Below are 21364 nucleotides of genomic sequence, written 5' to 3'. Positions count from 1 at the left end.
AGCCATGGCCCGATCCCGTACGCCCAAATTCGATGCCTCAGAGGTCATCACAAACGAAATTATCCGCATCATTGAGCGCGGCGTCCTGCCATGGCGCAAGCCATGGACCGCAGGTGGCAGCTGTCGCCCCCTGCGCATGGGCGGCGAACCCTACCAGGGAGTGAACAACTTTCTGCTGACGATGCGGACCGTGATGGCGGGCCACAGCTCTCCCTTCTGGATGACGCTGCCGCAGGCCAATGCGTTGGATGCAAAGGTGCGTAAGGGAGAGAAATCCTCTGTCGTGGTCTACTATGGTCAAAGCCGGAAGGACGCTGGCGATGAGGATGACCGCAGAGACGGGGATGATCGCTCCGAGGAGGCCCGGATCTTCCGCTTCCAGAAATCCTACCGCGTGTTCAATGCCTGCCAGATCGAGGGCTTGCCCGACAGTTTCTTCCCAGATCCGGAGTCGGCACCCGAACATCCGCCGTCCGAGCCCATCCCGCACATGCAGGCGTTTTTCGACGCCATCGACATCACGACCGTTTTCACGGGGACGGAAGCATACTACCTGCCGCCCGTGGACAAGGTGTTCATGCCGTCGATCGCGCGTTTCGAGAACCCGCGGAATTTCTACGGGGTCTGGGCCCATGAGCTGGCCCATGCCACCAAGGCGCGCCATCGGCTGAACCGCGACTACGGCCTCTCGCGTTTCGGCAACACGGCCTATGCCCGCGAAGAGATCGTCGCCGAGCTGACCTCGGTGTTCCTTGGTCAGACGCTCGGCTTTACGGCCCATACGCTCGAGCTGAACGCGACTTATCTCTATAATTGGCTGCGCGTTCTACGCTCTGACAAGAACGCGATCTTCAAGCACGCCGCCGATGCGCAACGTGCCTGCGACTACCTGATCGCACGGTCGGAGGCGGGCAGGGCAGGGGGCCGCGCCGAGGCCGCCTGACCACAGCGAGAACGGAGACACCTATGCCACGCAAGGAACCCAAGACGCTGCGGGTGGCCTGCTTCGCTGACGGCCGCCGCAAGATCATCACCTTCAAGCGCAGTGCCTATTGGTGGAGCGCGTCCGAGGGTGCCTATCCACTCTCGGCAGCGCTCGAGACCATCAAGGAACAGGGCGGCTGGATCGAAACCATCCCCAACCCCAATTACAGACCCAAGGGGCTGTTTGGGTAGGGCGCCTTCGGCCTCGATGCATCCGCCGTGCGGAAAAGGAAAAGTGGGCTTTGGATTGGGTGTTTCAATTTCACAGAGGAATGCCCCATGACCATCACCGCACAAACCCAGACAGACTGCCCTGATCCAAGTGTGATCGCAGCGCAGAACGACGCGTTTCGCAAGCTCGCCTGCCTCGGTGTGCCGCCCGAGCAGCCCATCCAGGGCCGGATGCATGTGACCCGCTCGCTTATGGAGGCCGGTGACGGCTTCATGGCCGAGGCGGTGAAGGCCACGGGAATGTTCGATTCATTCGAGCCTGAGAACGATCCAGAAGGCTGGCATGATTTCGGGGCGGTCGAGATCCGGGGAGAGACCGTGTTCTGGAAGATCGATCTCTATGAAGCAGACTCGGATTTCCGCTACGGGGCCGAGACCCCGGACAATCCTGCCACGACCATGCGCGTGCTGACCATCATGCTGGCGCGCGACTGGTAGGCGAGGGGACACCCCCCAAACCTTACACGTCAAGCAATGAAGGCCCACTGGCCCCTCAAAGGGAGAGTGGGCCTTTTGTCGTGGTGATCCCTGAAGCCGGGGATTGGTCACGCGCAAGCGCGCGCGGGCCACACCTCACCCACCTGGAAGGATATCCCATGACCACAAGCTTTGCCCCTCTCACCGTCGCCATCGGCGATCTGGTCCCGCATCCTGCCAATGTGCGCAGCAACTCCCCGGAAACCTATGAGTCCGAGAACATCGCGCATCTGAAGGCGAGCATCGCTATGCTGGGCCTGCTCCAGCCGCTTCTTGTCCAGAAGCTCGACGGCAAGTACGCCGTCCTCGCCGGCGGCCGGCGCCATGCAGCCCTGAAGGAGCTGATCGCCGACAATGCCAGCAAGGGGTTCACGGCGAAAACCAAGGTTGACTGTCGCCTTGTCCCTGACGACTGCGACGTCACCACGGCGTTGTCGCTCGCCGAGAACATCACCCAGGCACCGATGAATGCCATCGACGAGTTCGAGGCCTTCGCTCGGATGATGGAGGTCGACGGCCAGACGCCCGAGACGATCGCTAAGACCTTCGGCACCACGGTGGCGGCCGTGAAAGGCCGGTTGCGCTATGGCCTGATCCACCCCGACATCCGCGCCGCGGCTCGGGGCAAGGTGATCACGCTCGACACGATGAAAGCCTTCGCCGAGCACCCGAGCCAGGAGGCGCAGCGTGAGGTCTACGAGGCGCTCACGAAAGACGGCGGCTTTCTGCAGGCCTATACCGTTCGACAGGCGCTCAAATCCCGCGGGGTGCAGGTCAGCGATGATATCGGGGCTTTCGTGCGCGCGGACTACGAGGCGCGTGGCGGCGCAGTCGCGGCTGACCTTCTGGAAGAGCATTCCGTGCTCGAGGATGCGGCGCTGGTCGAGACCATCCTGCTCGAAAAGCTCGGTGCCGCCGCCGAAGAGGCCCGCATAAAGCTGGGCTTTGCCTGGGCCGATGCGATGGTCCGCTATGATTACGCGACCATGGCCGACTACGGCCGCGTCTATCCCGGCCCGATCGAGCCTGATGAGGCTGCGCAAAAGCGCATCGATGAGATCACCGCCGAACTCGAGAAACTGCAGCTCGAGATGGAGGATGAGGGGCTCGAGGACGGTGCCTACAACGCGCTTTACGAGCGCGTGGACGCCTTGGAAGAGGAAGCGCGCGATCTGCAGGAGGCCTATAGCGCCGAGGACTTGGCCCGTGCAGGCGTGGTCGCGTCCTGGTCGAGTGGTCAGGTGACGCTCCATATCGGCCTCGTACGCCCGGAGGACACCGTAAAAGCGGAGGGCACGCGCGGCGCCTCGAGTAGCCAGACGGGGGAAGAGGCCCCTGACCCGGGCGAGATCAGCTACCCGGCCTCGCTGGCTGAGGACCTCAAGACCGAGCGAGCCATGGCGCTTGGGGCCGCGATGGCGCTGCATCCGGAGGCCACGCTGGATCTGACGCTCTTCAAGCTGGTCAGTGACGTTCTGGCCAGCGGCATGAGTGTCACGCAGGCGATCAAGATCGATGCCCGCAAGGAATACCGCAGCCATGCCAAGATGGACGAGATCGACGAGACCTCGCTCGAGCAGGTGGCGGCGGCGCATGATGCACTTGATCTCTCCTGGCTCGAAGACGCCCGCGCTCCCGCCGATCAGTTCGCGGCGTTTCGCGCGCTGGAGGCCGGCGAGAAGGCCAAGCTCGTGGCCTATGCCACGGCCAGCACCACGCAGTCCTGCTTCGCGCGGGACCGCCAGCGCGACAGCCTGATGCATGCGTTCGAGATCGAGATCATGCCCGACATCCGCGCCCACTGGACGCCGAATGCGGCGCTCTTCAACCGCTTCAAGAAGGCATGGCTCCTGAAAATCCTCGGCGAGGATCTGGGTCTCGCCCAGGAGGCGGTGACACTGGCCTCTTCGAGCAAGAAGGAGATCGTCGCCTTCTGCGACAAGCTCTTTGCCGAGCCCTTCGCCACGCTGACGGACGCGCAGCGCGCTGCCGTGGCCGCCTGGTGCCCGCCAATGATGCAGACCGCCGGTGTCGCCCGTGATGAGGCGGAGCCCGCTGCGGAAACCCCCGAGCCTGACAGCGAGGTCGCGCAAGCGGCCTGAGTCCTCACGCGACCCGCGCGAAGTATTTCGCGCGCGCGGGTCGATCCTCTCATACCCAACGGAAAGACATCTCCATGGCTATTCTCAAGTTCTCTGCCTCCGCTGTCGCGGCGCAAATCGCCCATGCGCGCGCCTGCAAAACCTTCCTGCCCAACTGGAACGGACCCGTGGACAGGCCCGCCCTGATCCTCATCGTCGGCAATGGTGTGCATCTGCGCTCCAACGGCATCGATGGCACGACCACCCGCATCGTCACCACCGAACAGGCCGATCCGTCCTTCGCCTTCGCCGAAGGCATGAACCCGTTTCGGGACACCGACTGGATGGCGCAACGCCGCATGGCGTTTCGCGATCTGACCGGCCAGTTCTACACCGACATCCTGGATGACGTGCAGGTGCTCATCGACCGGGGGCGGGGGGCCATCCGGCTCGCCACCGATGGCCACAGCATCCGCGTCTTCGTGCGCCGGGCTTCGGACTATCTCATCGGCGGGACCTACGAGGTGCCCTCGGGCCTCGGCGGCACCTTCCGGGTCATTCTCAAGGATGCCTGCGACACCTTCGCGATCGTGCAGAACTGCGGCAATTGCGAGGATTTCGACGCGATGCAGCCCTACCGCGTGCCGCTCGATGCGCTGATGGAAATCGATGACCGGAGGGCGGCGTGATGGGTTGGCTCTTCTATGCCGATCGCCGCGTCCAGACCTACGCGGATGAGAAAGCGGAGATCACCCGGCTCTGCACCTCTCATGGCGACACGCGCAAAACTGAACTGGTCAAAGCCTGCAAGGTAGGTTCGACCTGGTACGCGGCGGCAAAGGTCACAAGTATCGATGGCTCGCCGGTCGAGGACACGACCTATGTGACCGATGCCGATGGCTCCATCACGTTCGGGGCTGTCTTCCTCACCCGATACGATGACGGCTGCTGGGGCTACAAGGACATGGAGGAAAGCGCTGGCCCGAACGAGTCACGTGCTCCCCTTGGGCTGATCGAGCTTCTCTCCAACCTGAAAGACGAAGGCAGCTACGCTCATGCCTGGCGCCAGCGCTGCCGGGATTGGGCTGCGATCCCGGACTACGAGGAAGGCGACAAGATCAGGCTCGCCACCCCTGTGACACTCACAGATGGCAGCACCTGCCAGATCGTCACCGCGACCCACTACAAGCGGGGGCGGCAAAAACGCCGCTGCTACCGGATCGAGGAAACCGGCGGGCTCGTACGCCTCTCGAAGGCCACGCTTGCGGGTTCTGAGCTGCTCAGCTCCGCGAAGGGCGCGGTCAGCCCAGTGCTGGCGGAGTATCTCGCGGGGCGAGAATAGGTGCTGCACCGGACAGCTCATCGACCTGCCCGGTGACAGCAGACCATGCGGCTTGTCTTGACAAGACAATGCAAATGCATTACCTATCGCGGGTAGCAAAGACCCTTTTGTTTCAGGAGACTGCCATGACAGCGCTCGCACAAGATGTCTCGAAGCTCACGGACCGGTATCAGACGACCGTGCCGGCGGGTGTGCGCAAACAGCTCAAGCTGGGCAAGGGCGACCAGATTCGCTACTGCACCGAGCCGAGTGGCAGGGTCTATATCGAGCCCGTGCGCAGCGACGAGGATGATCCCGCGCTCGGCGCCTTTCTCGATTTTGTCGAGGCCGATATCAAGGCGCATCCGGATCGCATTCGGGCGTTCGATGGGGCTTTGCATGGCCGTCTTGCAGCACTGGTCGGAGACGTTGACGTCGATCTCGATGCGCTGCTATCGCCCGAGGATGAATGAGCGGCGATAGCGTGCCCGCAGGGGCGCCCCTTGTCGTAAACGGATGGTCGATTTATGCGCATCCGCTCTTTCTGGACCAGCTCGAAGGGCTGATCGAGGAGGTTGAAGCGCGTAAGGCACGCGATCCAAAGACCTGGCGCAAGAAAAACTCCACGAAACGGTTGGCCGCCATCTTCAAGCTGGTAACCGAGGCCATACCGGCAGATCCGGGTGCCGCCGCCTTCCGGCAAGGCGGTACGCTCGGCGATCACCGCAAACACTGGTTCCGGGCGAAATTCTTCCAGCAGTATCGGCTGTTCTACCGGTTCAACAGCGATGCGAAGGTCATCGTGGTGGCCTGGGTGAACGACGACAAGACCCTGCGCGCCTACGGCAGCAAGACGGATGCCTATGCGACGTTCAAAGGGATGTTGGAAGATGGCAATCCACCTGACAATTTCGACGCGCTCTTGAAAGAAGCTGCAGCGGCGGGCAAGCGGTTCGAAACTTCCCTTGAAGCGGTGCCCGATCGGTAAGTGGGCCAGCTTGCTGTGACCCTTTGGCATTATCGTTTGCGACGCCCCGCTGGAAGATGTAGCTCGGCTGATAATAGGGTCGGAGAAAGCACAATGATTGAGGCGGAAAAGGATAGGCAGCACCTCGGGCTAGAGGAGCAATGCGCGCCTGACCTGACGGGGCACCGTTTCCCAATTGCTGTGCACGTTGCAGACATGCCCGATGACCTCGGCAAGCTGCTGGATATCGGTCTCGAGGAGCATTTCCGTGGCGGCTGATGTCAATTCATATGACGCGTGGTTTCGCGCGCAGGTACAGACCGCGCTTGAGGATGCACGCGGTGGAACTTCACAGGTTCAGGTAATGCAGGCCGCGCAGGCTTTGATTGATGCGAAGCGGCAGGTCGAACCCAAGTCCTGACCTCGTCACCCAGAAAAGCAAAAGCGGGCTTTTTGTCCTTTGGAACTCAGACCCTGATCCAAAGGAAAATCCCCATGTCTAGGCCCAAACCGGCGAACCCGGCTCTCTCAATCTCCGACGCTGATCTCGTCTCTGCCCTCGCGCAGATCGGCGCGGAGGTCGACCACCAACCCCTGCGCAGGTCAGCGCTCGCGCGCATTATGCGCGAGACGTTTCTTGGCAGCGATGCCGGCGGTGCCTGGGACTGGCGCATGGCATATGACCTGATGCAGGCCGCGGCTGTTCAGGTGCTGCTGCGTGAGGACGGCGCGGCAGGTGACATCGCCGCTGCAAGGCTGCTTGCCTCGCGGCTCCTGACGGAAACCCGCCGCTCTGAGCAGCAGATCCGGCTGCAGCAGTTTTCCACGCCGCTGCCATTCGCGGCGCTGGTCTTGCGGGCCGCGGCGATCCGCAAGGGCGAGACGGTGCTGGAGCCGTCGGCGGGCACCGGTGCCCTGGTTGCTTTCGCCGCCCGGGCCGGTGCCACGCTTTTGCTCAATGAAATCGACCCCTTTCGCCAGCGCCTCCTGCGCGCGGTTTTCGGCGGCGAGGTCACAGGCCATGACGGCGAGCATATCGATGATCTGCTGCAGACGCCCGTTCTGCCCGACGTCGTGGTGATGAATCCGCCCTTCGCCTCCTCGGTCGATCGCTCCCGAGACAAGCACATCGCCGCCAAACATCTTATCGCGGCTGCAAAGCGTCTGGCACCCGGCGGGCGGCTGGTGGCGATCATGCCGCCGGGATTCACGCCCGAACGCGATGCCGCGCATTGGTCCCGCGCCTGCGGTCTCCTGACGCCGCGCTTGGCGTTGACGATGCCGGGACAGGTCTACCGCAAGCTCGGCACAACTGTGGAAACCCAGCTGATGGTCTTCGACAAGGTGCAGGAGGACGGCGAGATGATCCGCGCCAGCGTCAGGGACTTGGATGAAGCCCTTCCTTTTGTCGACGCCGTGGCCGCAACCCGGCCCGAGGCGCGCCCCGTACAACAGGCTACGAAAAACCCTCATGCGCGATCGGTCGGTCCAGTACCTGTCACCCGCAAGCGCCCAGTTGCCAGAGTTGCGGCGTCCAACGCTCAGACCAACGCCGCCATACCGCTCACTTTCACAAGCCTTGAGGCTCCGCGCGACAACACGCCCGTCTCGGATATTTATGCGCGCTACCGTCCGCAGCGGATCGACATCGCAGGCGCGCAGGAACATCCCACGCCGCTGGTCGAAAGCATCGCCATGGCCTCGGTCGCGCCACCCGTGCCTTCAGGCGGGGCCAGTGCGGAATTGCGCCTGCCCGCGCGACTGATCGAGGATGGACACCTCTCGGAGGCGCAGATCGAGACCATCATCATGGCGCATGATGCCCATGGGCGTGACCTGCCGGGGCGGTTTGTGATCGATGACGACCAGACCAAGCTGACGCGCGCCGACGACGACCCCGATGCACGGGCCTATCGCCTTGGCTATTTCCTCGGGGACGGCACCGGCTGCGGCAAGGGGCGCGAATGCGCGGGGCTCATTCTGGTGAACTGGCTGGCCGGGCGCAGGAAAGCGATCTGGGTCTCCAAATCCGCGACGCTCATCGAGGACGCGATCCGCGACTGGACCGATCTTGGCGGCTCGCCCGCCGACATTCAGCCGCTCTCCAAATGGAAACCGGACCAGCCAATCCCGATGGGCGACGGTATCCTCTTCGTGACCTACGCCACGCTGCGCTCGGCGGGCAAATGCGGCACCACGCGGCTGAGCCAGATCTTTGAGTGGATGGGTGAAGACTTCGACGGCGTGCTGGCTTTTGACGAGGCCCATGCCATGCAGAACGCCGCAGGGTCAGAGCAGGGCAGGGGGGTCAAACCCTCCCAGCAGGGCCTTGCAGGCCTGCGGCTGCAACTCGCGGCCCCGCGCGCGCGGGTGTTCTACATCTCCGCCACGGGAGCGACGAGCGTCCACAACCTCGCCTATGCCGCGCGGCTGGGGCTCTGGGGGCAGGGACCCGAATATCCCTTCCCGAGCCGCGAGAGTTTTGTGTCGGCGATGGAGGCGGGCGGCGTTGCCGCCATGGAGGTGGTCGCGCGCGATCTCAAGACGCTCGGTCTCTATACGGCCCGCGCGCTCAGCTTTGATGGCGTGGAATACGACGTGCTCGAACACGCGCTGACTCCGGCTCAGATCGAGATCTACGACGCCTATGCGGACGCTTTCCGCACCATCCACCACAATCTCGAAGCGGCGCTGACAGCGACTGGCGTCAATGACGCCTCTGGCGAGACCAATGCGTCGGCCGCACGCGCCTCGGCCAAATCCCGGTTTGAAAGCACCAAGCAGCGCTTCTTCAACCATCTCCTGATGGGAATGAAGGCGCCGACCATCATCCGCGCCATCGAGGAAGACCTCGCGGCGGGCAACGCTTGCGTCATCCAGGTGGTTTCGACCGGCGAAAGCCTGCTGAAACGCCGGCTTGAGACGATGGACGCCGGCGACCAGCTCGTCGAGGGGGCCTTGACGCCGCGCGACTACGTGCTGGGTTATCTCGAGCAGGCCTTCCCGATCCACGCGCAAAAGCTCGTTGAGATTGACGGCAACATGATCGCGGAACCCTTGCGCGATGAGACCGGCGCGCTGGTCGTCTCGCGCGAGGCGCTCGGCTTGCGCGATGCGGCCATGATGGAGTTAATGACTCTGGCCCCGATCCCCTCAGCGCTCGATCAGATCCTCTGGGCCTTTGGCGACGAGGCCGTGGCTGAAGTCACGGGGCGGTCCATCCGCCCTTTGAAGGCCGGCGATGGTCATCTCTTCATCGAGAAGCGCGCCGCCAGCAGCAATTCATCCGAAACCCAAGCCTTTATGGACGGCGAAAAGGATATCCTGATCTTCTCCGATGCGGGCGGCACGGGCCGGTCCTATCACGCGGCGCAAACGGCGAAGAACCAGAAACGGCGGCGGCACTATCTACTGGAGCCCGGCTGGCGCGCCGATGCGGCCATCCAGGGGCTCGGCCGCACGCATCGCTCTGCCCAGGTCAGCGCGCCTTTCTTCCGGGTCTGCACCTCGGATGTGCATGGCGAAAAGCGTTTCACCTCGACGATAGCCAAGCGCCTCGACCAGCTGGGGGCTTTGACCAAGGGTCAGCGCGAGACCGGCTCTCAAGGCATGTTCCGCGAGGAGGACAATCTCGAAAGCCCGATCGCACGGGCGGCGCTGCGTGGGTATTTCGCCGATCTTGCCGCCGGGCGCGCTGAGGCGATGAGCTACGAGAGCTTCACCGACTGGACAGCCCTGCGGCTGATCGACAAGGACGGGGTGCTGCTCGAGGAGTTGCCGCCGATCCAGCGGTTTCTAAACCGGGTTCTGGCCCTGCCCATCCACATGCAGAACGCGCTCTTTGCCGAGTTCATGCGCCGGATTGCCGATCAGACTGAACGGGCGCGCGCGGCGGGCACGCTCGATCTCGGGGTTGAGACGCTGCGTGGCGAAAAGATCGAACAGGTCTCCATGGAGGATCTCTGGACCTGCCCGAAATCCGGTGCCGTAACGCGGATCATCGGACTTGAGGTGACCGACCCTGTCCATGTGCTGTCGGCAGATTACGCCTTCTCGCGCAATCCCGACAAGCTGCCGATGGTCAACCGTGCTTCCGGCCGCGCGGCGCTCATCTCGGCGCGCCCCATGCAGATGTATGACGAGGACATCGTTACGCTGATGCGCAAGGCGGTGCGGCCAAACGGGTCGAGCTATCTCGAAGAGGCGCGGTTCGAGTCCTCGGCATGGGAAGACATCGGAAGGCCTGAGTTCGCAAGGCTTTGGGATGCCGAGGCAGCGTCCCTGCCAAAAACCACCACGACCAAGCTCTACCTGCTGACCGGGCTGTTGCTGCCGATCTGGAAGGATATTCCGACCACCAATGAACGTATCTACCGGGTCACGCCGGACGGGGCGACGGCGATGATCGGGCGCACGCTGAGCGAGGAAGGTGCTGCCGCGCTGCGCGCACGCTTCCTCGTCTCCAATCCGCAAACACCGCAGGAGATGCTGACCGCCGCCCTCGGCACCACCGCGCCGGTCGATCTGGGCCGGGGTCTGACCCTGACCCGTCGCCGGGTCGCAGGCGAGATGCGCCTCGAGCTGGGCGGCGCGGATCGGGGCATGATCGACGGCCTCAAGGCCATGGGGTGTTTCACGGAGATCATCGCCTTCCAGCTGCGGGTGTTCCTGCCGCATGGGGACGGGATCGACACGGGAAGCATTCTGGCCCGGATCGTGGGGCAGCGAGCCGCTAGAGCGGCAGAACAAGCCGCCTGAAAAGTCAAAGCGGGCTTCCGGTCGGGCGTCGCGGATCGGGATTTGGCCGATCTGCGCTTTCCGGGCGCGCGCTGACCAATGCCACACCCGGCCCCCCAAATTCAGACAAGAGGACAGACCCATGACCAATCCCCAGATCGACTATGCCGCAATGGCGGCTCAGTGGCGTGCAGAGCGCGAAACCACCTTGAAGGCATCCCGAACGGAGCTGCTTGCGCAACTACGTGCACTAGGCATCAGCGAGGTCACTGCCGAATACGAAGGCTATGGCGACTCCGGCAATGTCGAGGATGTGACGGTGCAGCCTGCAGAGGTCCAACTGCCGGAGGCGCTTGCCACAGAGGTTGGCGACTTCGCCTGGTCGCTCGCCTATCACCATCACCCGGGGTTCGAAAACAACGAGGGCGGCTACGGCACGCTGACCTGGGACATAGCACTAGACAGCATCATCCTCGATCACGCGGACCGCTATGTCGAATGCTCGCACAGCTATGACGAGGGGCTTTGAGATGGCCCATCCGCTTCATCATGCTGAAAGCTCTGCCCGGAAATTCGGCGGGGTGCCGTCTGACTATCAGGCTGTGCACGATTGGTTTGACGCCTCGAAAGAGCACCTCGCGCTCTTCACGCACCGCGCCTTGCGTCATCATTCCCAAGGCCTGTTCGAAGCGGAGCGTGTCTTCGGCTTGACCCTGACCAATAGCGCGGGTCGGGACATTCCCGTGCGCTGGATCGGCGAGCAGCATGTCCGCGAAGACTGTCAGGGCCGTATCCCGAGCATGGCGGACTGGCTGCGACGGATACAGCCTGAGCCATGGATGGCCAATGGTCACATCGACCGGCATTCCGGCGATGAGCCTTGCGGCGACCCAAGGGTCGCCTGGGCCTCCGAGGTCGCAGCCGGCAGAACGGTTCTCGGCCTGAAGGACTGGATGGCGGCACGCGTGACACAAACCACGCAAGGTGCCTGACAGCCTCGGCCGTTTGCCAAAGAAATGCTGCAGTGAAGCCCGGTTCGACGACCGGGCTTACTGCGTAGTTTCCCCACCATTCTTCGTAAGGAGGTTCGCATGACACTCGATGACATCAAGGCGGCCGTCGATGCCGGCCAGACTGTGCATTGGGCCAATACCGGCTACGTTGTCCATAAGGACCGGCTCGGTCAGTACCTGATTAGCTTTCTGCCGAACGGCAGCTGCATCGGTCTGACCGACCGGGAAGGGCAACGGTTGAATGGCAAAGAGGCGGAGTTCTTCATCGCGCGATCGGAGGACGGCGCAGAAAATCCGGGCCGCCAATCAAGATCAGACGGGCAGGAGAGGGGCGCAGCACTCGGGGGCGCGGCGGCACACCTACTCAGACGGCATCGCGAAGCCGGGGGCGGGGCATAAAGGGAAAGCAAGCTTTCTGATTTGTGATCCCTCAAGGGGTCGAGAAAGCAATCCCGGATGCGCTGGCAAGGACGTCAGGCACCGGCCAATCCAAAAGGAACCATCCCATGTTCGCAGGAAACCTCACCCGCAATGCCGAAACCGCAGCCGCCGAGTACACCGGCATGATCCACTCGTCACGCTTTGACATCGCCATCCAGCTTGAGGCACGGGCCAAGATGTCCGCGCGCAGTCCGGATTACGACGTGACGGCCGTCAACAAATCGGGCCGCAAGGTCCGCATCGGCACGGCCTGGAACGAGACGGGCAATACCAGCGGAAACCCCTACATCTCGATGCAGATCGATGTGGGCCTCGGCCCGTTCCGGGTCAACGCGGTGCAGACGAAAGAGGCGCGCGCGGCCCAGAGCGGCGAATTCGAGATCATCCCGTTGGTCTCGAACGGTCTGATGAAATCCGGCTCGATCTCGGGCGAGCTCACCGCCATGGACGCTGACAACTCCTTCACGGGCTACATCGCCAACATGATGTTCGATCTGGAGTTCATGCTGATCGAGAACTGCTACAAGACCGAGGAGACCCACCCGGATTACCGGATCGAGGTCAGCTCGCCCCGGGGCACACCGATCCGCGTCGGCTCGGCGTGGATGGCGAAAAGCAGCCGCACGGGCAATGACTACCTGTCGCTGCTGATCAACACGCCCGATGGCGATCTGCGCGTCAACGCCGTGCAGAACGAAGAGCAGCGCGGCGGGCAGACCTTCTCGATCATCCCGTTCATCGACAGTGGTGAGCCGCAGCAAGATGCGGGCGCGGGGCTGTCGCTGGTCGCCTAATTGGCACGCGAAGGGAAGACGATCTGAACACAAAGGGGAACCGTGGGATCACGGTTCCCCTTTTTCCATGTCTGGCTGCACGAAGCTCGCATCTGCTTGCGATCTGCTGAATATGATATACGATAATATATTATTGAACGGGCGAGGGTAGGCATATGGTGGCGAGACTGGGAAAAGCTCCGTGGTTCGAGAGCTTTGATGTAGACGCCGAGGTTGGAGGGCTTCTTGCTCATATCGAGCGTTGCACCGGATTTGCGCTGCCTGAACGACAGCGTGATGTCATCATGACCCATGCAAGGGCAAAGCTCGACAGGACAAGGCAGGCAGTTCTGGAGGCCAAGGCTGCGGGAAAGCCGGTGTCCACATCGCGGCGTGCGTATCTGACCGACCTGCAGGACACGATCTTCATGGCGATCCCGGAGGAGAATCTCGCGCGGATGCCGCTGCGCGAGCAGGTTCTCAACGACCCGTCATTTTACGCGGATGCCATGCACCGCGCCGCCTCGATTAGTGAAGATGAGCTATTCATGGTGCTGTCCTCTTCGCTGAAAGACATGACCGTTCAAGACGCCCAGGCCTTTGTCTCAAAGCTCTGGCACAGCACGATTGACGACAATGCCCGTAAATACGCCGAAGCCCTGAAGCGCCCCGAGCGTGAAATCATGCCGCGGCGGCCTGGGAACACCGTTTAAGATCGGAGCCATTCTCTTGGCTTGAGCCCTACCGAGGTTGGCCGCCGCGACCCCCTTTCCCGGAGGTGGCACCCTGTGCTGCGCGCGAAAACCAATGAAGGCGCTGTGGTGACGTCTACTGTCGCCAACATGATGAACCGGGATCACATGCGCGTCTTCTTTGGGCGCACCGCGGCGCTTGTCGCCTTTGTAGCGCTGCTCTGGGCGGTCCAGGCCGTCAATTGGATCTTCGGTTACGGTTTGAACCCGGCCTTCGGCCTGATCCCCCGGCATGTCAGCGGATTGGATGGTGTCATCGCCATGCCCCTCCTGCATGGAAGCTTCGCGCACCTGATGGCCAATACGCCGCCGCTCCTGGTGATGGGTGGGCTGCTGGTGGCTACGACCACGCGGGCCTTGCTGGCCGTGAACGCCGTGGTGATCGGCCTCGGCGGCGGTCTTGTCTGGCTGTTCGGAAGTTCGGCGATCCATATCGGTGCGTCGGGGCTAATCTTCGGCTGGTTTGGCTTCCTCATCGCGCGCGGTCTTGTGGATCGCTCTCCGATCACGCTGGGCGCGGCGCTGGTGGTCGGTGTCCTCTATGGCACTATTCTCTGGGGCGTTCTTCCGGGCCAACCCGGCGTGTCGTGGGAGGCGCATCTCTTCGGCGCTATCGCGGGCGCGGGCGCTGCGTTCCTAATCCGAACGCATGTCCATGCGCCGCGCCTCGGCGGCGTCGATCTGGACTGAAGTCGTACTCCAGACGTGATCGGCCCAATGCTTACGTTCACCGACCAGTCAAGATGCTGCATCCGCAGCCCGCTTACCGGCCATTTGCCGCGCGTGCGAAATCTGGAGATGAGCGAACTCACAGACTCCGGGCGAAGCGCGATTTCGCTGCGGCCGCGCCAAGCTTCAGAATTTCACTAGCGTTGTCGACTAAGTCCATAACTTGGCTGGGAAAATTTTGTGGACATGGTAGACTGCTTTTCATGTATATAAGTCGCGCCAAAATCTTCCTCTGTATCTCCGATAAGCTCTTCAAATTAGCCGAGACGTTGCGCCGAATATCTGCATCTCGAAAGGGGCCCGCGAAGTTCGTCGATCTTGCCCCCACCGATGAAGCAGACCAAGGAGGGGTGTATTCGGCCGCCTTGGCGTTCGCGACTGAGAGCCCTGACGTTTCAAACATCGCTCTTACTGGGCCTTATGGTTCTGGCAAAAGCAGCATCATCCGTTCGTTCCTGAAATCCTATCCCCGCAAGGCCTTGCACATCTCGCTTGCCGCCTTTTTGCCCGAAGCAGGCGATGAACAACGCACAGTGACTAGGCAGGAGATTGAGCGGAGCATACTCCAGCAATTGCTCTATGGCGCAGATGCAGACAAACTGCCGCTCTCGCGCTTCAAACGCATCCAATCGCCAAGTTTCTGGTCGATCTTCCGCTCACTTTACATTCTTTCCGGAATACTCGCTGTCTGGCATGCGTTTCACAATCGCAACGGGATTTTTGACGGATCGTACTTCAAGCCCTTCGATTTCACGAATTGGCTAGACATCTCGATAGCAGCTTTCGCGCTGATATTTCTTTGGTCAGCAATCCATCACTTCTACGTGGCCAGCTTTGGCTTGTCGCTAAAAGGCATTTCGCTGAAAGACATTGAAATAAGGCCGTCCTCGGAGGATCAGGATTCTATCCTCAATCGTCACCTTGATGAGATTGTATACTTCTTCCAGTCGACTCGATACGACCTCGTCGTCGTGGAGGATCTAGATCGCTTCGAGGATTCCGACATCTTTGTCACTCTTCGCGAGATCAACAGTCTCGTAAACGGCAATGTGGGAGTAAAGCGTAAGGTTAGATTCCTCTATGCACTACGCGACGACATGTTTGTTAATACAGACCGGACCAAGTTCTTCGAGTTCATCATCCCAGTCATTCCAATCATCAACAGTTCGAACTCGATCGATATGGTTCTGGCACAGGGCAGTCGGCTGGAGTTGGACGGAAGTCTCGATCAGCAATTCCTACGCGAAGTGTCGCGCTATCTAAGTGACCTTCGCCTCATTCACAACATCTTCAACGAGTACGCGATCTACGTCGCGAACTTGGAAACAGATGGCGAAAACGTTCTCGACGCCACAAAACTTCTTGCCGTGCTGATCTATAAGAACGTCTACCCGAGGGATTTTGAAAGGCTCCACCGCGGCGAAGGACATCTTGCCGGAATCTTGGGGCGCAAGGACGAACTCATCGCCGCTCGCGAACAAAGTCATCGATCTGAGATCGCGCAGCTTGAACGCGGCATCGAAGCAGCTGAAAAGCAGGTCCCGAAGGACATCCGTGAGCTCAGACGGATCTACGCGATGGCGCTCCTAGAGTCGTTACCAGCCAATGTGTCCGGCGTCGGTAGGAATGGACAACAGTTTGTGGCACCTGCCAAGCTATCCGAGTACGAAGAATTCGATGAGCTCATCAATACACAGAGCATTCACTATAACACATTCAACCAAGGCCGACGCCAACAAAACATTTCTGGTTTGCAAGCAAGCATCGATCCAGAAGCAACCTATGCCGATCGAGTGCAATCGATACAGAACAAGGCGGACTCACAGAAAAAGGCTGCGGTCAGGCGAATTGCCGATCTGCGAAAACAGATCAAGACTATTCGTACGAGCAAGTTCAACGTCTTGCTGCGGTCCAGCAGTCAAGAGATTGAGGGCCTCTTCCAGGAACTCGGTGACGGCGGCGAGCTCGCCCGTTTCCTGCTTTTGGAGGGCTATCTCGACGACAGCTACTACCAATACACGTCCCTGTTCCATTCGGGGCGATTATCACCAAACGACAACAAGTTCCTGATCCAGATCAGAGCCTTCCAGACACCAGAACCAGGATTTCCGATCGATAACCCTAGTGAAGTCATTGCGGGCATGAGGGAGGACGATTTCGGCCTCGATTATGCACTGAACGTCCGACTCATTGACGCGCTTCTGGAGACCGAGGAGAACAAAGATCGGCTCGGGAAGGTCTTCGGATACCTCGCAAATGAGTTTCCGAACCAGCAAGAGTTCTTCCAAGCCTACTATGCGTCGGGATCGCAGGTTGGCGAATTCATGAAGCGGTTGGTCGAGGCTTGGCGGGGTTTCGTCCCCGCGGCAATGGAAGATCCATCCGCAGTCGTACACATCGCGGGCATAATCGAACACCTTCCGCCTGCCCTTCTAGCTCGAGAGCGGGAAGAGCATGCTGAGCTCCGCACGTTCGTGGCTGACAATATCCATGAAATCCTCAACCTTCTAGAAGGAGTCGACCCAGCCAAGCTCGAGGAACTGCGAATCGAGACGAAGGATCTTGCTGCGATCAATGAATATCCACAGGTCGTCCAGACGTTGTACGAGCTTGGCCACTACCATTTGAGCGCTGCGAACTTTGAGTACATCTTCGGCTCTATCCTCGGAGAAGAAACTGGACCCGCCCTGCGTAAGCGGCATTACTCCAGGATTCGAAATTCTAGAGCCAAACCCCTACTCGATCGGGTGGAAAGCGATTTTGCTGAGTACTTCTCAAACGTGCTGTTGGAAATGGACGATAACGTCGAAGAGGATGTCGAAGCGATATTGGCTGTGTTAGACCGAGATGCACTTGATGTCGAAGCCGTCGAAACTTTCGTCCTACGCCAAGTGAAAAAGTTACCAGAGCTCGACGTCGTACCTGAGCGATATCAGAGTATTGTTGTTCGTGGGGCCCAGATCGCACCTTCGTGGTCGAATTGTCTTGGTTTCATTCAGTCGGAGGTTTTTGATAGTGCTGCTCTTACTGAATTTCTTGGCAAGGATGAAATTCGCTCAGCCCTTTTGGAAGTTCCATTACCCGACACAAAGGAAGCTTATCCTCTTCGTCAGTTTCTGATCGAAGCAGATAATCTACAAGATGAGACTTACCGGGCATATGTTCGGGCACTTCCAAAAGAGTTCAAAAAATTCCCGGAAGCTGTCAGTACCGGAAAGCGCCGAATTCTAATCGAAGAGCAACGTATCACGTTCGATGCTGGGAATTTGGCCGCACTTGAGGGCGAAGTCGATCTTCAGACGGCATTTGTCGCTGAGAACATAGCCTCGTATCTTCAGGACCCCAGTGCTTTCTCGATCGACGACGACTTCCGTGAACGGTTGCTTGGTGCCGATGTCTCTGATGGTGAGAAACGCGCGATTATCGAATTGATGGATCTAAGCTTGCTTCCCAGCCTTCCCGAGCGAGCCGGTATTGTCGGGCCGATCCTTTTGGAAACAAGTTCCACCTTGCCCGTACTTACTGCTGATATCGTCAAAGCAATTATCGTGAACGCTGAGCCAGTCAGCACGCAGATCCAGTTGCTCAACCTTCTCCACGAAACGCTCGACAAGTCCCAGGTTCGTGAGGTCTTGGCGCAGCTTCCTCAACCATATTCCAGTATCCAGACTGGATATGCGCGTCCTACGCTCAAGAGGACCAATCAAAACAGCGAACTTGTCAGTTGGCTTGATGACCGCGACATAATTTCCTCGGTGGGAAAACCATTCTGGTCCAACGATATCATGGTGAATTTGAAGCGCTCATAGGGTGTTCACCTATACCTCCGATGGTGCCATGCGCGCCCCTTTTTTGGCATGTGACTTCGCGTGCTATGAACATGTCCACTCGAGCGATTTGAGGTGTTTGTCTCAGATGTGGCTTTTCAGATTGAATGTCGGTTATCACAACGTTGAGAATAGAGCCTCGCATTTGCAGCGAATGACCGGTTTTCGTCCGATCACGTCGCAAGCTTGGAGAAGTAATCCGTATAGCCTAAAGCGTAGCCCCTGCACATCAACCTCGGCCAGAGCCTTGCGGCCTCCCCTGCTCGGCTTCGCGTGTCGCAGGGGAGAACGGCCCTTCGGTCCGTCGCGCATTCGGCCATGCGGCCTCACCGCGGCGTCGCACCTAGCATCCCGGTTTGCCCGCTTCGCGAGCACGTCCCTCCCCGGCCGCTCCGCCGGATTGCGCTCTGGTCTGTTTTGCGGGGCAAAACGATCCCGCCGCTTCATCCGTCTCCCGCGTCCGGTCGGGCCGTTTGCCTGCTCGGGTCGGGCAAACCTACCGTCAAAACACACACACATGAGTGCGGAAGCATATCCTCCGGATGGCCCCCAAATCAGCCCGCGTCAAGGATCGCAAAACTTTTCGGCGAGGGCACGGCCTGTGACGCGGGGCGGTCCCGTGCGTGAGGGTGTGCGTGTGTCGGGTGCTACGCGCAGAAAACTTTTGCGCCCGGCAAGCCGGCGGCTGCGCCGTCCCTGACCCGGGCAGATTCGGAAACCAGGCATTCGGGCATGCCCCCACACTCACGTGGTGGCTCCACAACCGAATACTGGAGACCAGACATGGCTTACGACAATGCAAACACCTACGAGACCATCGAACTTTTCGGACTGACCGAGAAGGACGCACAGCTCCCGATCCCGGAAGATCACGTCCTGACCGACCACATCATCCGCGAAAGCTTCGAGGCTCTGCTCGGTCCGCTGCGTGGGACCGGACTCGAGGCGGAAATCGAACCGCTGGCCCATGGGCTCGCCACGATCCTGCAGCGCCGCAAGGTGGCGCTCGGCAAGGAGGTCGACCGCACCGCCGACAAGATCGGCGCGCTGGCAAAATCTCACGACGGATCGGAGATCGCCGAGACCGCGCTCGAAGGGGCGCAGGCCCGCTTCCTGCAGCTGCGCGAGGTTGTCAGGGCCATCGAGGTGATGAGCGAGGCGGCGGCGGAATGCTACGAGATCGAGACCGGTCACGCCTTCATCCCGGCAGCCGGGTCGCGCGCAAGCATCCGGGCGCAAGAGACCGGGGCGGTCTTCGAGGCGCGGCAACTCCTCGAGCAGCATGATCGCGAAACCGCCGAGAAATCGAAAGTCGAGGGGGTGCCCCTGATTGTCTCAGGCGCCACCGACTGGACCGATGTCGATGTGATCTTCAACACACTCGACAAGGTTCGCGAGCGGATCAGGCAGAACCGCAACCAGGAGATCTTCCTCTGCCACAAAGGTGGCAAGCACGGGGCGGAGATGATCGCGGCACGATGGGCCCGGGCACGCGGGGTCGCGCAGGCGCGCTTCGATCCGCGTTGGTCCGCGCATGGGCGGGCGGCACCGTTCAAGTGCAACGACGAAATGCTGGACGACAAGTTCGCGGCGACGGGGGTTGTTCTCTTCGGAGGCAACGGGGTTGCACTGAACCTCGGGCAGAAGGCGGAAGCGAAAGGCCTGACGGTCATGCGGGTTGCCGACCCGGCGAAGAAGGCGTCGCAGGATTGAAGAGAGAGGGTCGCCTTCGGGCGGCCCTTTCGTCGTTTCTCATGGGTGTGGACGTTCTCCAAATCACTTTGCCTAGCAATTTCTTGTTTTGATAGGTATACGAATGCCAAGCAAAACTTGGAAATGATAGGCATGACCCCCCTCAGCAGCATCGCGATGAGCGCCTATACCGACTTGGTGCGTCTTCTGAAGGACGACGCCTTGTCCGGTGTCGAAGGCAAGCCCACGCTCAAGGAGCGTGGGGATAAGGCCTATTGGTATGCCGCGCGCCGTGTCGGGACGGAGATGCGGTTCATCTATATCGGCGAAGACAGCGACGAGACGCGCGCGCGCATCGACCGGATCGAAGAGCTGCGCGCAACGGCCAAGGATCGGCAGGCGGAACGGTCGCGGCTTGTTCGGCTCTTGCGTGCGGAAGGCATGACGCCCATCGACCGGGCGACCGGGTCCATCCTGTCGGCCATGGCCGCAGCCGGAACCTTCCGTTTGGGTGGCACCATCGTCGGAACCAATGCATTTCGCCTCTATGAAGGCGAGCTTGGTATCCGTCTGCCAATTGGCGGTATGGCCAATACTGGCGACATCGACATCGCGCAGTTCGAGAAGCTCAGCGTTGCGTTGCAGGATCAGGTCGACCCGGGTCTTGCGGAGACGTTCTCAGCGCTCAAATTCGATCCTCTGCCAGCTCTTGACCAAGGTCGGACATGGCGATGGGCCCAAGGTGGCAGCGGCCAGTTGGTCGAGTTTCTCACACCGGCGTTCGGAGATGAGACCATCCGTGATCTGCCAGCCTTGGGCGTGAACGCCCAAGGATTGAACTATCTCAACTTCCTGATCGCTGAGCCGATCCACGCGGCGGCGATCTATAGATCCGGCGTTCTGGTGCAGGTGCCCCGCCCGGAACGCTATGCGATCCACAAACTGATCATTGCCGACCGGCGCCGCGATGGGGCAGGGAGCCTGAAATCCGCGAAGGACCGCGAGCAGGCGGCTTTCCTTATCGAAGCGATGGCCGAGGACCGGCCCGATGATCTGGCTCGGGCCTATGCCACCGCAATGGAGGTTGGGCCGCGCTGGCGGGAGCACATCGGCAACTCGCTGAAGCGAATGCCTGATACCAGCGGGTTGCTCGACAGCTTGGGCGCGTGATGGCCGTAACGGGGTCGTGCTTGGCGCGGCCCTTTCGTCATGTCTCATGGCGCGTGCGATCGGTCACACTTTTTCAGCAACTCGCGGCGGCCAGCACCGTCATCCCTCTACCCAGCCCGTCAGAGTTCGGCCCATCCACATCGGTACGGGCTGGGGATGGTGCGCACCT

At 60.8% G+C, this 21364-nt stretch carries 20 protein-coding genes; all 20 read left to right on the top strand.

Features of this window, described 5'->3' with window-relative positions:
* Nucleotides 1–4 precede the first annotated feature (4 nt).
* Nucleotides 5–943 carry an ArdC family protein gene (locus QMG28_RS19920; RefSeq protein WP_281843975.1) on the top strand — a complete coding sequence of 313 codons (939 nt, stop codon included), beginning with the start codon at nucleotides 5–7 and terminating at the stop codon, nucleotides 941–943.
* A 23-nt stretch (nucleotides 944–966) separates the two neighbouring features.
* A complete protein-coding gene (locus QMG28_RS19915; protein ID WP_281843974.1) occupies nucleotides 967–1176 on the top strand; it encodes a DUF6330 family protein in 210 nt (69 codons plus the stop codon).
* Nucleotides 1177–1263: 87 nt separating this feature from the next.
* Nucleotides 1264–1653 carry a DUF3768 domain-containing protein gene (locus QMG28_RS19910; RefSeq protein ID WP_281843973.1) on the top strand — a complete coding sequence of 130 codons (390 nt, stop codon included), beginning with the start codon at nucleotides 1264–1266 and terminating at the stop codon, nucleotides 1651–1653.
* 158 nt (nucleotides 1654–1811) lie between these two features.
* Complete coding sequence (locus QMG28_RS19905) at nucleotides 1812–3794, top strand: ParB/RepB/Spo0J family partition protein (RefSeq protein WP_281843972.1); 1983 nt, start codon at nucleotides 1812–1814, stop codon at nucleotides 3792–3794.
* Nucleotides 3795–3868: 74 nt separating this feature from the next.
* Entirely contained in the window at nucleotides 3869–4462 is a 594-nt protein-coding gene (locus QMG28_RS19900; protein ID WP_276154153.1) for a regulator, read from the top strand.
* Nucleotides 4462–5115: a DUF6927 domain-containing protein gene (locus QMG28_RS19895; protein WP_281843971.1), complete on the top strand. Its 654-nt coding sequence runs from the start codon at nucleotides 4462–4464 to the stop codon at nucleotides 5113–5115. The genes QMG28_RS19900 and QMG28_RS19895 overlap by 1 nt, the downstream gene beginning before the upstream one ends.
* Before the next feature lie 125 nt (nucleotides 5116–5240).
* Nucleotides 5241–5567, top strand: a complete 327-nt coding sequence (locus tag QMG28_RS19890) for a type II toxin-antitoxin system PrlF family antitoxin (protein ID WP_281843970.1) — start codon at nucleotides 5241–5243, stop codon at nucleotides 5565–5567.
* The gene (locus tag QMG28_RS19885; RefSeq protein WP_281843969.1) at nucleotides 5564–6082 is read left to right on the top strand and encodes a type II toxin-antitoxin system YhaV family toxin; all 519 of its coding nucleotides are present in this window, start codon (nucleotides 5564–5566) and stop codon (nucleotides 6080–6082) included. Before QMG28_RS19890 ends, QMG28_RS19885 begins: the two co-directional genes overlap by 4 nt.
* 93 nt (nucleotides 6083–6175) lie before the next feature.
* Entirely contained in the window at nucleotides 6176–6340 is a 165-nt protein-coding gene (locus tag QMG28_RS19880) for a hypothetical protein (protein WP_170850626.1), read from the top strand.
* Nucleotides 6330–6482 (top strand): antitoxin PaaA2 family protein, encoded by a 153-nt coding sequence (locus QMG28_RS19875; RefSeq protein WP_085638654.1) that lies wholly within the window; start codon nucleotides 6330–6332, stop codon nucleotides 6480–6482. Before QMG28_RS19880 ends, QMG28_RS19875 begins: the two co-directional genes overlap by 11 nt.
* A gap of 74 nt (nucleotides 6483–6556) precedes the next feature.
* Nucleotides 6557–10819, top strand: coding sequence for a strawberry notch-like NTP hydrolase domain-containing protein (locus QMG28_RS19870; RefSeq protein ID WP_281843968.1), 4263 nt, complete (start codon nucleotides 6557–6559; stop codon nucleotides 10817–10819).
* Nucleotides 10820–10940: 121 nt separating this feature from the next.
* Nucleotides 10941–11327 carry a DUF6878 family protein gene (locus tag QMG28_RS19865; protein ID WP_037240036.1) on the top strand — a complete coding sequence of 129 codons (387 nt, stop codon included), beginning with the start codon at nucleotides 10941–10943 and terminating at the stop codon, nucleotides 11325–11327.
* A gap of 1 nt (nucleotide 11328) precedes the next feature.
* Nucleotides 11329–11790, top strand: a complete 462-nt coding sequence (locus tag QMG28_RS19860; RefSeq protein ID WP_281843967.1) for a DUF6915 family protein — start codon at nucleotides 11329–11331, stop codon at nucleotides 11788–11790.
* 99 nt (nucleotides 11791–11889) lie between these two features.
* Nucleotides 11890–12210, top strand: coding sequence for a hypothetical protein (locus tag QMG28_RS19855; RefSeq protein WP_281843966.1), 321 nt, complete (start codon nucleotides 11890–11892; stop codon nucleotides 12208–12210).
* A 107-nt stretch (nucleotides 12211–12317) separates the two neighbouring features.
* Nucleotides 12318–13046: a DUF736 family protein gene (locus QMG28_RS19850; RefSeq protein ID WP_281843965.1), complete on the top strand. Its 729-nt coding sequence runs from the start codon at nucleotides 12318–12320 to the stop codon at nucleotides 13044–13046.
* Between the two features lie 155 nt (nucleotides 13047–13201).
* Nucleotides 13202–13738 (top strand): hypothetical protein, encoded by a 537-nt coding sequence (locus tag QMG28_RS19845; protein WP_281843964.1) that lies wholly within the window; start codon nucleotides 13202–13204, stop codon nucleotides 13736–13738.
* Nucleotides 13739–13867: 129 nt separating this feature from the next.
* Complete coding sequence (locus tag QMG28_RS19840) at nucleotides 13868–14467, top strand: rhomboid family intramembrane serine protease (RefSeq protein ID WP_434784460.1); 600 nt, start codon at nucleotides 13868–13870, stop codon at nucleotides 14465–14467.
* A 242-nt stretch (nucleotides 14468–14709) separates the two neighbouring features.
* On the top strand, nucleotides 14710–18315 hold the full coding sequence (locus QMG28_RS19835; RefSeq protein WP_281843963.1) for a YobI family P-loop NTPase: 3606 nt from the start codon (nucleotides 14710–14712) through the stop codon (nucleotides 18313–18315).
* An 801-nt stretch (nucleotides 18316–19116) separates the two neighbouring features.
* A complete protein-coding gene (locus QMG28_RS19830; RefSeq protein ID WP_281843962.1) occupies nucleotides 19117–20046 on the top strand; it encodes a DUF2493 domain-containing protein in 930 nt (309 codons plus the stop codon).
* Between the two features lie 132 nt (nucleotides 20047–20178).
* Nucleotides 20179–21195, top strand: coding sequence for a nucleotidyltransferase family protein (locus QMG28_RS19825; RefSeq protein WP_258093599.1), 1017 nt, complete (start codon nucleotides 20179–20181; stop codon nucleotides 21193–21195).
* The last annotated feature ends 169 nt before the right edge of the window (nucleotides 21196–21364 follow it).

Origin of the sequence: Sinisalibacter aestuarii (genome assembly GCF_027923545.1) — a bacterium.
Classification (GTDB): domain Bacteria; phylum Pseudomonadota; class Alphaproteobacteria; order Rhodobacterales; family Rhodobacteraceae; genus Sinisalibacter; species Sinisalibacter aestuarii.
Note: the sequence above shows the minus strand (reverse complement) of the source record. Positions and strands in the feature narration are given on the sequence as shown.